Annotated in this window: 13 protein-coding genes; 9 read left to right on the top strand and 4 right to left on the bottom strand. The window is 69.2% G+C overall.

What is annotated here, in order from left to right; genetic code table 11:
* The first annotated feature begins 76 nt into the window (after nucleotides 1-76).
* Together NVU01S_RS27315 and NVU01S_RS27310 are read left to right on the top strand one after the other, a co-directional pair.
* Nucleotides 77-625, top strand: coding sequence for a PadR family transcriptional regulator (locus NVU01S_RS27315; RefSeq protein ID WP_042259927.1), 549 nt, complete (start codon nucleotides 77-79; stop codon nucleotides 623-625).
* Between the two features lie 25 nt (nucleotides 626-650).
* The gene (locus NVU01S_RS27310; RefSeq protein ID WP_043678103.1) at nucleotides 651-1,031 is read left to right on the top strand and encodes a PPOX class F420-dependent oxidoreductase; all 381 of its coding nucleotides are present in this window, start codon (nucleotides 651-653) and stop codon (nucleotides 1,029-1,031) included.
* A gap of 503 nt (nucleotides 1,032-1,534) precedes the next feature.
* On the opposite strand, the gene NVU01S_RS27305 is transcribed toward NVU01S_RS27310, so the two are convergent.
* Nucleotides 1,535-2,911: a metallopeptidase TldD-related protein gene (locus tag NVU01S_RS27305; protein WP_043678143.1), complete on the bottom strand. Its 1,377-nt coding sequence runs from the start codon at nucleotides 2,909-2,911 to the stop codon at nucleotides 1,535-1,537.
* Nucleotides 2,912-2,922: 11 nt separating this feature from the next.
* Nucleotides 2,923-4,452 (bottom strand): TldD/PmbA family protein, encoded by a 1,530-nt coding sequence (locus tag NVU01S_RS27300; protein ID WP_043678110.1) that lies wholly within the window; start codon nucleotides 4,450-4,452, stop codon nucleotides 2,923-2,925.
* Between the two features lie 233 nt (nucleotides 4,453-4,685).
* Here NVU01S_RS27300 and NVU01S_RS27295 point away from each other — a divergent pair, with 233 nt between their 5' ends.
* Entirely contained in the window at nucleotides 4,686-5,330 is a 645-nt protein-coding gene (locus NVU01S_RS27295; RefSeq protein ID WP_244467439.1) for a TetR/AcrR family transcriptional regulator, read from the top strand.
* Here the strand turns inward: NVU01S_RS27295 and NVU01S_RS27290 are convergent, their stop codons facing one another.
* Nucleotides 5,331-6,098, bottom strand: a complete 768-nt coding sequence (locus tag NVU01S_RS27290) for a TSUP family transporter (protein WP_043678113.1) — start codon at nucleotides 6,096-6,098, stop codon at nucleotides 5,331-5,333. It abuts the gene before it with no gap.
* A 107-nt stretch (nucleotides 6,099-6,205) separates the two neighbouring features.
* Here NVU01S_RS27290 and NVU01S_RS27285 point away from each other — a divergent pair, with 107 nt between their 5' ends.
* Nucleotides 6,206-7,378, top strand: coding sequence for a sensor histidine kinase (locus tag NVU01S_RS27285; RefSeq protein WP_043678115.1), 1,173 nt, complete (start codon nucleotides 6,206-6,208; stop codon nucleotides 7,376-7,378).
* Between the two features lie 43 nt (nucleotides 7,379-7,421).
* Nucleotides 7,422-8,081: a response regulator gene (locus NVU01S_RS27280; RefSeq protein ID WP_014986103.1), complete on the top strand. Its 660-nt coding sequence runs from the start codon at nucleotides 7,422-7,424 to the stop codon at nucleotides 8,079-8,081.
* 215 nt (nucleotides 8,082-8,296) lie between these two features.
* Here the strand turns inward: NVU01S_RS27280 and NVU01S_RS27275 are convergent, their stop codons facing one another.
* Nucleotides 8,297-8,935: a maleylpyruvate isomerase family mycothiol-dependent enzyme gene (locus tag NVU01S_RS27275; RefSeq protein ID WP_043678117.1), complete on the bottom strand. Its 639-nt coding sequence runs from the start codon at nucleotides 8,933-8,935 to the stop codon at nucleotides 8,297-8,299.
* Between the two features lie 169 nt (nucleotides 8,936-9,104).
* Here NVU01S_RS27275 and NVU01S_RS27270 point away from each other — a divergent pair, with 169 nt between their 5' ends.
* The 4 genes from NVU01S_RS27270 to lnt all read left to right on the top strand — a co-directional run bounded on the left by NVU01S_RS27270 (nucleotide 9,105) and on the right by lnt (nucleotide 13,308).
* The gene (locus NVU01S_RS27270; RefSeq protein WP_014986101.1) at nucleotides 9,105-9,587 is read left to right on the top strand and encodes an FxsA family protein; all 483 of its coding nucleotides are present in this window, start codon (nucleotides 9,105-9,107) and stop codon (nucleotides 9,585-9,587) included.
* A gap of 99 nt (nucleotides 9,588-9,686) precedes the next feature.
* The gene (locus tag NVU01S_RS27265) at nucleotides 9,687-9,938 is read left to right on the top strand and encodes a ribbon-helix-helix protein, CopG family (protein ID WP_043678119.1); all 252 of its coding nucleotides are present in this window, start codon (nucleotides 9,687-9,689) and stop codon (nucleotides 9,936-9,938) included.
* Between the two features lie 40 nt (nucleotides 9,939-9,978).
* Entirely contained in the window at nucleotides 9,979-11,574 is a 1,596-nt protein-coding gene (locus NVU01S_RS27260; protein ID WP_043678120.1) for an amidohydrolase, read from the top strand.
* Nucleotides 11,575-11,622: 48 nt separating this feature from the next.
* A complete protein-coding gene (gene lnt / locus NVU01S_RS27255; protein WP_043678145.1) occupies nucleotides 11,623-13,308 on the top strand; it encodes an apolipoprotein N-acyltransferase in 1,686 nt (561 codons plus the stop codon).
* The last annotated feature ends 315 nt before the right edge of the window (nucleotides 13,309-13,623 follow it).

Below are 13,623 nucleotides of genomic sequence, written 5' to 3'. Positions count from 1 at the left end.
CCCCAGGTTAGGGCCGTTTCACTGTGGAAGTCAAACTTGACTACTATGGGAAATTCCTATCTGAAGGAGGTTCGCCATGTCGGCCGTGCGCCTGTTGGTGCTGGGGGTGATGCGGTTGCGTCAGCCCACCTACGGCTACGCCGTGCGCCGCGAATTACTGTCCTGGCGCGCCGAAACGTGGACGAACGTGAAACCCGGCTCGATCTATCACGCACTGAAACAGCTGACGCAGGAAGGCAAGCTGAGTGCGTTCGGCACCGAGGGCAGCAGCGAGGGGCCGGGCCGCACGCTGTTCCAGATGACCGAGGCGGGCGAGGCGGAATTCCGCAAGCTGATGGACGAGGCGCTGGTCAGCATCGACATGGAGGAACTCGGCGCGGGCATCGCGTTCATGGACGCGCTGCCGCGAGCGCACGTGCTGGCGAAGCTGCGCGAACAGCGCCGGCGCAGCGAGGAGGTCCGCACGGGCCTGCTCGCGATGATCCCCGACTTTCCCACCCGCTACGAACAGCCGCACTCGACCGACCTGCTGGAACTGTGGAGCAGCGTGTTCGGGAACCTGGCGCAGTGGACCGACGGCCTGGTGGAAAGGATCGAGGCGGGCGAGTACCGAATGCCCGATTGAACCGGATCGGATTACGCTGCCCTTCATGACGAACACGCTGGGGGCTGTCGGCAAAGCCGAATACGTACTGCTGACCACGTACCGCAAAGACGGCACGCCCGTGGGCACCGCGGTGTGGGCGGTCGCCGACGGGGACAAGCTCTATGTGTGGACGGTGACCGACAGCTGGAAAGTGAAGCGGCTTCGGCGTAATCCGGAGGTCACCGTGCAGCCGTGCAACGTCGCAGGGAAAACGCGCGGTGAGATCGTCAAAGGCACCGGACGCATCCTCGACCCCGAGGGCACCGAGCGCGTCCGCAAACTGTTGATGCGCAAGTACTGGTTGATGGGCCCGATCACCATCCTCGGCAGCAACCTGCGCCGCGGCAAGAAGGGCACCATCGGGATCGAGATCACGTTCCCCTGAACGGTTTCGGGCGCACGGGTGGGCTGCGCCCGGTCCATTGAGCTGATTCCGCTGTGCCGGTTCCACCGTGCCCGGTCCTGCTGTGCCGGTTCCACTGTGCCCGGTCCTGGTGTGCCTGGTCCCGTTGAGCGTGGTGTCCCCATTGCGCCCGGTCCCGCTGAGTCTGGTCCCGTTGCGTCCGGTGCACTATGTCCGGGTCGCGGTGTGCCCGGTCCTGCTGAGCGCGGACCATTGTGCCCCGGTCCCGGTGCGCTGTGTCCGGTCTCGCTGGGCTCGGTCCGCTGTGCGCCAGTCCTGATCTCCCGCACCAGTTCTGTCTCCCCGCACCCGCTGTGGCAGGCCATAGGGGGTGCGAGGAGTCGAAAAGGGTGCGGCTGTCGATGGCGAGCCGAGCAGGTGGTGCGGTGGTCTGCCGACCGGGCGGTGCGACCGTCTGCACCCCGCGGTGCGGTTGCGGCGGCGGTTCCGCCCACGGCTCGGCCTGTCCGCCGTGGACGGAGCCCCTACGTCGCCTGGCTCACCGAGGACATGTGGAAATCGGGAATGCGCAAGGGCGGCATGGCGGTTCGGGTGAACCAGTCCTTCCACTCGCGGGGGAGGGTGATTTCGCTGGTGCCTGCTTCGGTGACTCGGCGGAGCAGGTCGAGCGGGCTCTCGTTGAAGCGGAAGTTGTTGACCGCGGCGGTGACCTCGCCGTTCTCGACGAGGTAGACGCCGTCCCGGGTGAGGCCGGTGAGCAGCAGGCTGGCTGGATCGACCTCGCGGATGTACCAGAGGGTGGTGAGCAGCAGCCCGCGCTCGGTGCGCGCGATCATCTCGTCGAGGGTCGTCGCGGAACCGCCGGTGAGCAACAGGTTGCCGCCGGGAATGGTTGCGGTGGTGCCGAATTCGGCGGCGGTGGCGCGCGGATAGATCAGTGACTCGATGACGCCATCGCGAATCCAGTCGACCCGTTCGGCGCTCAACCCGTTGTCGAACACCGACATCGCTTGCGACGATGCGGAAGTCGCGACGAACGGGCGATACTCGAGTCCCGCCGCCTGCGGATCGGAGTACAGCGTCAGCGGAATGTCGGTGAGCCGCTCACCGATTCGTGTACCACCGGCGCGGGAGAACGCAGTATGTCCCTCGTGCGCGCCGCGCCCCTCCATCTGCCAGTGCAGATAGATCATCATGTCGGCGACCGTGGACGGCGGCATCAGCGTCTCGTAGCGACCTGCGGGCAGCTCGACCTTGCGTCCGGCCCAGTCCAGGCGGCGTGACAATTCGGCCAGCAGGCCGGGGACGTCGACATCGGTGAAGTCCGCGGTGCCGACACCGGCCCAGGCGCTGGCGAGATCCGTTCCCGCACCACGCTTTCCGTTGATCTCCACCGAGCCCGTCGGCTGGGTGAACCGGCGGCGCAGTCCGGTCGAGGTGCCCAACCAGGTGGTGTGCACGGTGTGGTGCGCGAATCCGTACAGCCGATCGCTGCCGTCGAAACCGGCCGAGAGACCGCGGGCCAGGTCGGTGAACACCTCGATGCCGGTGCTGCCCGCGGGATCAGCCCAGTCCTCGGCGGGCCGTTCCGAATCCAGCAGCGGCATAGCGTCTTCGGCGGGTGCGGCGGCACGGGCCGCCTCCTCGCTGCGGCGCACCACCGCTTCGATCTCCGCCGGATCGACACTGGTCGACCCGATGGTGCCGACCCGGGCGGCGCGCGGACCGTCGCGGAAGATCGAAATCACCGCCCAGTCACGGTAATTCGACGATCCGTTGGTGGTCATCGAATTGCCGGCCCAGCGCAGCGACGCGTCGTGCGCGTCGGTGACGATCACCATGGCTTCGTCGGCGCGGGACAGGGCGAGCACACGCTCGACGACCTCGCCCGCGGCGATGATGGTCTGCTGGCTCACTGCCCCGCCTCCGTCCGGGTGTTGAGAATGTTGATGCCGCGCACCAGCACCGACGGGCAGCCGTGGCTGACCGCGGCGACCTGCCCGGGTTGGGCCTTGCCGCAGTTGAACGCGCCGCCGAGCCGCCAGGTGGACGGTCCGCCGACCGCCTCCATCGCGCCCCAGAAGTCGGTGGTGGTGGCCTGGTAGGCGACGTCGCGGAGTTGGCCGTCCAGCTTGCCGTCGCGAATGCGGAAGAACCGCTGACCGGTGAACTGGAAGTTGTAGCGCTGCATGTCGATCGACCACGACTTGTCGCCGACGATGTAGATGCCGTCGCGCACCCGGGAGATGAGTTCCGCGGTGCTGGTGTCGTTTTCGGGATCGGGCTGCAACGAGACGTTCGCCATCCGCTGGATCGGCACGTGATGCGCCGAATCCGCATAGGAGCAGCCGTTGGACCGGTCCAGGCCGAGGCGCGGCGCGAACACTCGGTCCAGTTGGTAGCCGACGAGCACGCCGTCACGCACCAGATCCCAGCGCTGCCCGGCCACGCCCTCGTCGTCGTAGCCGACGCTGGCCAGGCCGTGCGGCTCGGTGCGGTCACCGGTGACATGCATGATCGGGGTGCCGTATTGCAGGGTGCCGAGCTTGTCCGGGGTGGCGAACGAGGTACCGGCGTAAGCGGATTCGTAGCCGATGGCGCGGTCGTACTCGGTGGCGTGGCCGATGGATTCGTGGATGGTCAGCCACAGGTTGGTCGGGTCGATCACCAGATCGGTCGGGCCGGGGGTGACGGTCGGCGCCTTCACCTTCTCGGCGAGCCAGGACGGGATCCGGGCCAGTTCGTCCGACCAGTCCCAGGTGCCGTCGGCGCCCGTGACGTACTCCCAGCCGCGCCCCACCGGCGGTGCCAGCGTGCGCATGGTCTCGAACACGCCCGCCGCCGAATCGACCGTGGTCGCCTCGAACTGCGGATGCAGCCGGACGCGCTGCTGGGTGATCCTCGAACCCGCGGTGTCGGTGTAGAAGGTCTGCTCTTTCACCTGCAACACGTACGCCGTGACGTGGTCGACGCCGTCGGCGCCGGACAGGCGTTCCGAATAGTCCTGCAGCAGTGCGACCTTGTCGGTGGTCGGCACGGTGAACGGGTCCACGTCGTAGGCGGAGACCCAGTACACGTCGTCGTAGATCGGTTCGTCCGCGAGTTCGACCCGTTCGCGGTTCAACGCGCGCAGCGTCGTCGCGACCGTCACCGCGGTGCGCGCCACCTCGGCGGCGGTCGCGGGAGTCAGCGCGGCATGCGAGGCGAAACCCCACGTGCCGTCGACGATCACGCGGACCGCGAAACCGAGTTCGATGTTGTCGGTGATCGCCTCGACGCGCCCGTCGCGCAGCCGGATCGTCTGCGTCACCAGCCGGTGCACGCGCAGGTCGGCGTGCTCGGCGCCCGCTGCGCGCGCCGCACTCAACGCGGCGTCGGCGAGCGCGGTCAGCGGCAGTTCGAGAAACTCTGCGTCCACATCCTTGGAAGTCGCGATGCTCACCCAGCCCAACCTAGTCCCTCCCGCCCGACCACATCCCGCGCCACCCCGCGCAAACATGCGCCCCCTGCAAACATGCATCACACGCACCCCGCACCAGCTCCGGCGCCGGCCGGTGTGCCAGGGGGCGGGGTCAAAGGTGCAGGGGCGCAATGTCAAAGGTGGGGGAGTCGGAACGGCACGCGCGAAACCCGCGCATACCACGCCTGTCTCACGAAATGCCGTACTGTGCCCGCGTGCCGCCATCCGCCCTCCGTGACCGCAAACGCGAACGTACCCGCCGTGCGCTGCTCGAGGCAGCCGTAGACCTTTTCGAGTCCAGAGGCTACGACGAGACGACGGTGGCCGATATCGCGGCGGCGGCCGAGGTGGGCACGCGCACCTTCTTCAACTACTTCGCGAGCAAGGAAGAACTGCTCTTCCCGGAGACCGACGAGCGGGTGCGGGCCGCGGTGGCCGCGATCGGCAGCCGCCGGCCGGGGGAGCGTCCGGTCGAAGTGTTACTCCGGGCTTTACGCGCAGCCGGTGACAATCCCGGCGAACATCTCGTCGACGATCTCAGCGCCCGGATCGCCGCATTGCGCGCGCAGGTGTCGCGCACCGTGCCGTCGGTGAGCGGCCGGGCCGCGCACGCACAGTTGGTGGCGCAGCGTGAGATCGCGCGCCAGCTGCATACCGCGTTCCCCGCCGAACTGGACGAGGTGGGGGCTGCCGCACTGGTCGGCGCGGTCGTCGGCGCGGTGTCCGGTGCGCTGACCGTGCTGTTCCAGCAGCCGATCAACGGCGCGGACGACGGCGAGCGACTGCACCGCCAGATCCACGAGACCACCTCGCGCGTGCTGAAGCCTTGGCTCGCCTCGCAGGTCGAGCCCATCGGCTGATCAGCCGAACTGCTGCCAGCCCAAGCGGATCACCATCGCGACCACCACCACGAGCAGCACGACGCGGACGAATTTCGCGCCGTTGCGCAGCGCCATGTGTGAGCCGACGATCGCGCCCGCCACATTGCCGACCGCCATGGCCGCGCCGAGCAGGAACAGGATGTGGCCGGTGAGCCCGAAGAAGATCAGCGCGCCCACATTGGATCCGCAGTTGATCACCTTCGCCATCGCGGCGGCCCGCACGAACTCGGTGCCGAGCAGCGTCGCGAACGTGATGATGAGGAAGGTCCCGGTGCCGGGGCCGAGCAGGCCGTCGTAGAAACCGACGAGTCCCGCGGCGAGTGCGATGGTGAGGATCGCTTTGCGCCGGGTGGGCGCGTGCGTGGCGAGCGTGACCCCGATCGAGGGTCGCAGCGTGACGAACACCGCGACGCCGACCAGCACCACCATGACGATCGGAATGAACAGGTCACGGTCGATCAATGAGACTGCGGCAGCACCGGTTCCGGCGGTCACCGCCGCGATTCCCGCCGCGGGCACGAGGACCCGCCACTGCATCGGCACCTTCCTGGCGAAGGTCAGTACCGACGCCGCGGTGCCCGCGACGGCGGCGAGCTTGTTCGTGCCGAGCGCGGTCTGCGGCGCGATGTTCGGTGCGACCAGAAACAACGTCGGCAGAATGATGAGCCCACCGCCGCCGACCACCGCGTCCACCCAGCCCGCGGCCGTCGCCGCGGTTATCAACACCGCCCAATCACCGATCTGCACGGGGCAAGCCAACCAGGTGGTCGGCTGCGGGCCAGTCAGCAGTCCAGTTCGGCGCACTCGGCGCGCGGGTGCGCCCCGGCGTGCCCGCCCCGACCTAGGGTGGACGGGTGCGCCGGTTCAGCCTGTGGCTTCGCGGGAAGCCCATCGTCTCGGATTCGATACTGGCGGCTGTCCTCTTACTGCTCGAGATCCTCAGCGTCGGGAACTCCACGCACAAGGTCGCCTTTCTCGCGGTCGGGGTTTTTCTGCCGCTGCCGATCGTGTTGCGCCGGGTGTATCCGCGCGCGATGGCGGCGATCGCGCTGGTGTCGTCGCTGGTCGCGACGGCGGTCGCCTATGTGGTCGGGGACGAGGCCGATCACATCACGCTGTTCAGTCTCGGGATCATGCTGTACACGCTCGTCGCCTACGTGGGCAGACGGGAGGGGCTGTGGTTCGGACTCGGCGTGGTGCTCGATTCGGTGCTCTCGAATCTGGCGCTGGACAAGCCCGCGGGCGGCGAGGCCGTCTTCACCGTCATGTTCTTCGCGCTGTGCTGGACGCTCGCGGAGTTCATCGGCGCGCGGCACGCCTATGACACCGAGGTCGCGGCCCGGCTCGCGGTCGCGGACTACGACAAGGAACGCCGCGCGCACGACGCGGTGTCGGCCGAGCGCACCCGCATCGCCCGCGAACTGCACGACGTGGTCGCGCACGCGGTGAGCGTGATCATCGTGCAGGCCGACGGCGCGAAGTACGCGCTGCGGCGCGACCCCGACGCCGCCGAGCAGGCGCTCACCACGATCGCAGGGACCGGTCGCGAGGCGCTGCGCGAACTGCGCCGGACCGTCGCGCTGCTGCGGACCGAACACGCGCCCGACCAATTGCCCCAGCACGGCACCGCCGGACTCGCCCGGGTGGTGGACATGATGCGCGGCGCCGGCCTCGCCGTGGAACTCGAATTGACCGGGGAGCTCGACGACGTCGCGCCCGAGGTCAGTCTCGGCGTGCATCGCATCGTGCAGGAGTCGCTGACGAACACGCTGCGCCACGCCGGGCCGCATCCCAAGGCGTGGGTGCGGGTGCGCCGCCGCGACGCCGACGTGACGATCGACATCTCCGATACCGGCGGCGTCCCGTTGGACGAACCCGCGGTCCGGATCAAAGGCGGCGGAATGGGTTTGGTCGGAATGCGGGAACGCATCGCCGTGCTCGGCGGCACGTTGGAGACCGGTCGCGCCGCGGACGGCGCGTGGCGGGTGCAGGCCACGATCCCGCTCGCGCCCGGCTTGCCGGAATAGGTCGGCAGGCCGTCGGCGGGCCCGCGCACGTTAGATTAGGTGCGTGCCGATCACCGTTCTCGTTGTCGACGACCAGGAACTCATGCGCATGGGGTTGAAGATGGTCCTCGGCGCGCACCCCGATATCGAGGTGATCGGGGAGGCGGCCAACGGAGCGGCCGCGGTGAGCCGGGCCGCCGAGCTGGTACCCGATGTGGTGCTGATGGACGTGCGGATGCCGGTGGTCGACGGCGTCACCGCGACCGCGCGGATCGTCGAGGCGGGGCACGGCTGCCGGGTGCTCGTGATGACCACCTTCGATCTCGACGAGCACGCGCTCGGCGCGTTGCGCGCGGGCGCGAGCGGCTTCCTGCTCAAGGACACCCCGCCGGAGGATCTGATCTCCGCGATCCGCAGCGTCGCCGCCGGTGACGCGGTCGTCTCGCCGAAGGTGACCAAGCGCCTGCTGGATCGGCTCATCGCCGAGGATCCCGCGCGGATGCGCGACCCGGGCGTGCTCGAGGTGCTCACCGCCCGCGAACGGGAGGTGCTCGAACAGATCGCGGCCGGCCGTTCCAACGCCGAGATCGCCGAACAGCTGTACCTCTCCGAGGCCACCGTGAAGACGCACGTCGGGCGCGTGCTCACCAAGCTCGGCCTGCGCGATCGCGTACAAGCGGTGGTGCTCGCCTACGAGACCGGCCTGGTCCGCCCTGGCGGTTAGTTCCCGTCGCTTCCGAGGCGGCGGGCGACTGGGTCGACTTCGCGGCGGCGAAAGTCGCTGTGCTGGAACCTTTCCAAGGAATTCTCGGTGCCGTTCGACCGGCCGCTGCATGATTGTCTGCGCGCTGCGGACGCCGCGGTCGCGAGCCGGGCGCTGCTGAGCGATCCCGAGGCGGTCGAGCGGCCGATCGAACAGTTCACCCCCCGGCCGGTGACTCACAAACGGCTGCGCAGCGTCGGCAGACCGGGGCCGGTCAGATCATCGCAGTAGGCGATCCGGCCCGCCATCGCCATGACCAGTGCGGTAGTCGTCCCGCGCACCTCAGGACCGGTGCCGATCTCGAACGGGCCGTCGGTCGCCGTCACGCGCAGCCCCGCGATCGCGCTGTGGCCGGATACCGTGAAATCCCGGCTCGCGTAGAACCGGGCCACCGCGGTCGCGGCCGCGACCGCGGGCTCGCGCGGCAACCCGAGCGGGCGCCGGATGTCCTGCGCGTGCACCACCACCTCGCCGAGCCAGGCCGCGGTATCACCGAAGGTCGCGGTGGTGCTGGTACGGACCGCCCGGAACCGGTCCAGCGTTTCGGCGGGTGTCGCACCATGATGCTCGGCCAGCTGCCGATCGTTGTGCAGCGCGAAATCGAACCGGGCACGCAGTGCGCTGAGCACCCAGCGGATCCGGCCGACGCTCGCCGCCGCGGTCAGGTGGGCGAGCACCTCCTCGACTGTCCATTCCCCGCACAGTGACGGGCTCGCCCATTGCGTCTCGTCCAATTCGGCCAGATCCTCGGCCAGCGCCGCGCGCTCGGCATGCGTCATCGCCCAGATCTCGGCACGCGACAGTTCGTTCGCCACTCGGCCTCCTCATCCGGCATTGCCCGCCGGTCCGCTGTTCCACTGCTACAGACGGCCTGACTGCCGGGAACTCATCGGCCGCTCAGGTCTCATGGGACTCTCAGGCGGATCCGGGAGAAAATATGGCGGGCCGGGCGTTGAATCGGGTAGATCGTCCGAAAGGAACGCCATGCCCGCCCTGGTATTCGTGCTCTATGTGATCACCGAGATCGCCGCCCTGGTCGCCGTCGGCCAATGGCTCGGCGTGATACCGGCCATTCTGCTGCTCATCGCCGGATCGGCGGCGGGCATGCTGCTGGTCGGCTCGCAGGGACGGCGGGTGTTCGAGCAGTTCCGCCGCGTCGGCCGCGGCGAGATCGCGCCGGGGACCGCGGTCGCCGACGGCGCGCTGGTCGCGGCAGGCGGGTTCCTGATGTTCGTGCCCGGTCTGGTCACCTCGTTGATCGGCCTGTTCCTGCTGCTGCCGCCGACCCGATTCCTGGTGCGGCCGATGGCCGCCGCGTTCGCCGCGCGCCGGGTCGCCAAGTTCCAGGCCGCCATGCCGTACCGGGGCGTGGTGATCGACGGTGGCGAAGTCATCGACGGCACCGTCGTGCACCAGTACTACGACGACGGACAGGGCAACGCGCGTCGCGCCATCACCAACCCCTGACCACCCCGATTGTCAAAGGGTGGTAGCGCCATTACCAACGAGTAGTAAAGACACGCCAGCGCGCTAGGGATCCCGCTGAAAAGGGGCTACGGTGACGCGATGGCCACCGAGCAACTCACCATCACGGTGAGCGAAGAGCTGGCCGCCGCGGTGAAACGTGCGGCGGCGGCTGCGGGACAATCGATTTCCGGGTTTGCGGCCGCCGCGTTGCGGCTGGAACTGATCGCCGTCGAGGCGGGTTGCCCGCCGGGTTCGCCGTGCGGTCCCGGCAGCGCGCCGCCGCGCTTCGCCGACGTGATGACGGTGCTGGCGCACGCCGAGGATGTGCGGCAGCCCGTACTGAACGGCTGACCCGAAAGCCCGAATCGGGCATACGGCAGACTGGGATCTCGTGAATACCCAGTTGCTCATCGGCGGTCGTATCTACAGCTCCAGTTCTCCGGACGCGACGGCGATGGCGGTGGCCGACGGCACCGTGGTGTGGCTCGGCGCGGAACAGCCCGGACGGGCACTGCATCCGGACGCCGAGGTCATCGATCTGGACGGCGCGTTCGTCGCGCCGGCGTTCGTGGACCCGCACGTGCACGTCACCGCGCTGGGACTGAAGCTCACCGGACTCGACCTGTCCGTCGCCCGTTCGCTGGAGCACTGCCTGAGCTTGCTGCGCGATTTCGCCGCGGCCCGGCCCGAGGGCGCGATCCTCGGTGACGGCTGGGACGAGACCACCTGGCCGGAGGGCAGACCGCCCACGGTCGAGGAGATCGACAAGGCCGCCGGCGCCCGCCACGTCTACCTGTCCCGGGTGGACGCGCACTCGGCGGTGGTGTCGTCCGCGCTGCTGGACGCGCTGCCGCAGGTGCGCGCGGCCGACGGGTTCACCCGCGGCGAGCCGGTCCGGGCGGCGGCGCACCACCTGGTGCGGACCACGGTGCTCGCGGAACTCGATCGCGCGCAACGGGATCGGGCGCGGGCGGCGGCGCTGGACCACGCGGCCGCGCACGGCATCGTCGCGGTGCACGAATGCGCGGGGCCGGAGATCTCCGGTCGCACCGACGTGCGCGAACTGCTCGAATTCCGGCACGGCGTCGAGGTGCGGGCGTACTGGGGCGAGGCGGTGCGCAGTGCCGAACAGGCGCGCGCACTGGTGGCCGAACTCGGCGTGCACGCGCTCGGCGGCGACCTGTTCGTGGACGGCTCGTTCGGTTCGCACACCGCCTGGCTGCGCGAGGACTACGCCGACCAGCCCGGCACCGGCCGGTCCTATCTCGACGCCGAGGCCATCGCCGCGCACGTCCGCGCCTGCACCGAGGCGGGTATCCAAGCGGGCTTCCACGTGATCGGCGACGCCGCCATGGACGCGGTCGTCGCCGGATTCGACCGTGTCGTAGGCGAATTCGGCGGTCCGGCGGTCGCGGCGCTCGGGCATCGGGTGGAGCACGCCGAACTGCTCGATGCCGCGCAGATCGGCAAGCTCGCCGCATGGGGTGTGCTCGCCAGCGTGCAACCGGGATTCGACGCGGCGTGGGGCGGCGAGGACGGCATGTACGCGGCGCGGCTCGGCGCGACCCGGGCCGCCGCGCTGAACCCGTTCGCTGCCATGGCCGCGGCCGGGATCGCGCTGGCCGTCGGTTCGGACGCGCCGGTCACCCCGCTCGATCCCTGGGCGGCCGTGCGCGCCGCCGCCCACCACCGCACCCCTGGCCACGGGCTTTCCCCGCGCGCCGCGTTCGCCGCCGCGACCAGGGGCGCGTGGCGTGCGGGCGGGGTGCGAGACGGGATCGCGGGCACCCTGGTGCCCGGTGCGCCCGCGTCCTATGCGGTATGGGACGCCGAGGAACTGGTCGTGGCCGCGGCGGCCGACTCGGTACAGCGCTGGTCCACCGACCCGCGCTCCCGCGTCCCCGGATTGCCACCCCTGCAACCCGATTCAGCGCTACCGAAGTGCCTGCGCACCGTGCATCGCGGCGAAACGATCTACACGGCGTGAGGTCTGCGAGGGTGCGCGGGAAGGTTACGCGGGGTGCGTGAGCGAATGATGGGTGTGCTGAGCCGGTTTCCGGTGTTGTCGCGGTCGGTGGGCGCGATCTGCGCTGGGCTGTTGATCTTCGGGAGTTTTCCGCCGCGGCCGTGGTGGTTCCTCGCGCCGCTCGGTATCGCGGTGCTCACGCTGGTGGTGCGCGGCAGTGGGCGACTGCGGGCGGGGTTCGGCTACGGATTCCTGGCCGGTCTGGCGTTTTTCGTGCCGCTGCTGCCGTGGACCGGGATCTACGTCGGGCCGGTGCCGTGGTTGGCGCTGTCCACGGTGTGCGCGGTGTACATCGGACTGTTCGGTGTGCTGGCACGAATCGTGGGACGACTCCCGGGCTGGCCGCTGTGGGTGGCGCTGGCGTGGGCGAGCGCCGAGTGGGCGCGCTCCAGTTTCCCCTTCGGCGGATTCCCCTGGGGCCGTTTGGCCTTCGGGCAAGCCGACGGCTGGTTCCTGCCCCTCGCCGCGCTCGGCGGCGCCCCCTTCGTCAGCTTCGCGGTGGCGCTGACCGGCGCGGGCGCAGCTGCTTTGATCCTCCAGGTGCGCGCCGTCGTCCGTTCGACCGCGGCACCCCGCCCGGCGAGCGAAAACGATGCCGCCACGGAAAACGCTGCGCCGCATGACGCGACCCCAGCCGCAGAAACCCCGATTGCGGGAACCCGCCGGGCCGCGTGGCTCGGATGTGCCGCCGCTGCGGCAACTCTCGCGGTTCTGCCGTTGGCGGGGCTGCGGCTCGGGGCGACGCTGCCTGCGCCGGATCAGGGGGATCGGGTGATCACGGTGGCGGCGATTCAGGGGAGTGTGCCGCGGCTCGGCTTGGACTTCAATGCGCAGCGGCGGGCGGTGCTGGACAATCACGTGCGGCGCACCGAGGAGCTGGCGCAGGCGGTCGCGGCGGGGGCGGCGAAAAAGCCGGATGTGGTGATCTGGCCGGAGAATTCGTCCGATATCGACCCGCTGCGCAACGCCGACGCGGCGGCCCTGATCACCCGGGCGTCCGAGCGGATCGGCGCGCCGATCCTGGTGGGCGCGGTGCTGGTGAACGGTGATCGGACCACGACCAACTCGGTGATCGTGTGGAACGGCGCCGCGGGCCCGGGGGAGCGCCACGACAAGAAGATCATCCAGCCCTTCGGCGAGTATCTGCCGATGCGTTCGTTCTTCCGGCTGTTCTCCGAATATGCCGATCGCGCCGGATATTTCGTGCCGGGCCACGGCGACGGTGTGGTCCGTGCGGCCGGTATCGACATCGGCGTGGCGACCTGTTACGAGGTCGCCTTCGATCGCGCGTTCGAGGACGCGATGCGCGCAGGCGCACAGCTGCTGACCGTGCCCACGAACAACGCGACGTTCGGCGACAGCGAGATGACCTATCAGCAGCTGGCCATGTCGCGGGTCCGGGCGGTCGAACACGGCAGGGCGCTGGTGGTCGCGGCGACCTCCGGCGTCAGCGCGATCATCGCGGCGGATGGCACTGTGCAGCAAGAGAGTCCGCAATTCGTGCCCGCCGCGCTGGTCGCCCAGCTACCGCTGCGCAGCAGCAACACCGTCGCTACTTCCGTTGGGCCGCTGCCGGAACGGGTGTTCGTCGCGCTGACGGCCGCCGCCGTCCTGGCTGTGTTGATCCGTCAACGTCGGGCCCGGCGCGCGGACGCGGCCGAGAAAAACGTGCCGCAGGTCACAGTGCGCGACTGAAAGTGGTTGCGGGGGCTAACCGTACCTCCGGTATTTTCTGTGATTGCTGTAGCCGAACCGTGATGTAGCGAATTATTCGCACATACGCATTGTTGATGTTGTATTCGCTTGTCAGGGCGGTTTTTTCCTGGGCTTTTGGCGAGGCGAACTGGGCGAATTGTCGTGTTAGCCAAATGTTTGCTATACAAGATCAACCGCGCTGGCTAGCCTGCGATGTGAAACAAATCCGCCACGCTGGCAATCCGGCCGATCAGACGCTCCGAATCATAGGGCGTGGATCACTTTTCACGGTCGGCCTCGCGCGCCTTGCTGTGG

The sequence above is a fragment of the Nocardia vulneris genome (assembly GCF_001613425.1).
Lineage (GTDB): Bacteria > Actinomycetota > Actinomycetes > Mycobacteriales > Mycobacteriaceae > Nocardia > Nocardia vulneris.
Note: the sequence above shows the minus strand (reverse complement) of the source record. Positions and strands in the feature narration are given on the sequence as shown.

Coding starts and splice junctions, on each gene's coding strand:
- NVU01S_RS27315 (WP_042259927.1), top strand. CDS start 77: ATGTCGGCCGTGCGCCTGTTGGTGCTGGGGGTGATGCGGTTGCGTCAG.
- NVU01S_RS27310 (WP_043678103.1), top strand. CDS start 651: ATGACGAACACGCTGGGGGCTGTCGGCAAAGCCGAATACGTACTGCTG.
- NVU01S_RS27270 (WP_014986101.1), top strand. CDS start 9,105: ATGCCCGCCCTGGTATTCGTGCTCTATGTGATCACCGAGATCGCCGCC.
- NVU01S_RS27265 (WP_043678119.1), top strand. CDS start 9,687: ATGGCCACCGAGCAACTCACCATCACGGTGAGCGAAGAGCTGGCCGCC.
- lnt (WP_043678145.1), top strand. CDS start 11,623: ATGGGTGTGCTGAGCCGGTTTCCGGTGTTGTCGCGGTCGGTGGGCGCG.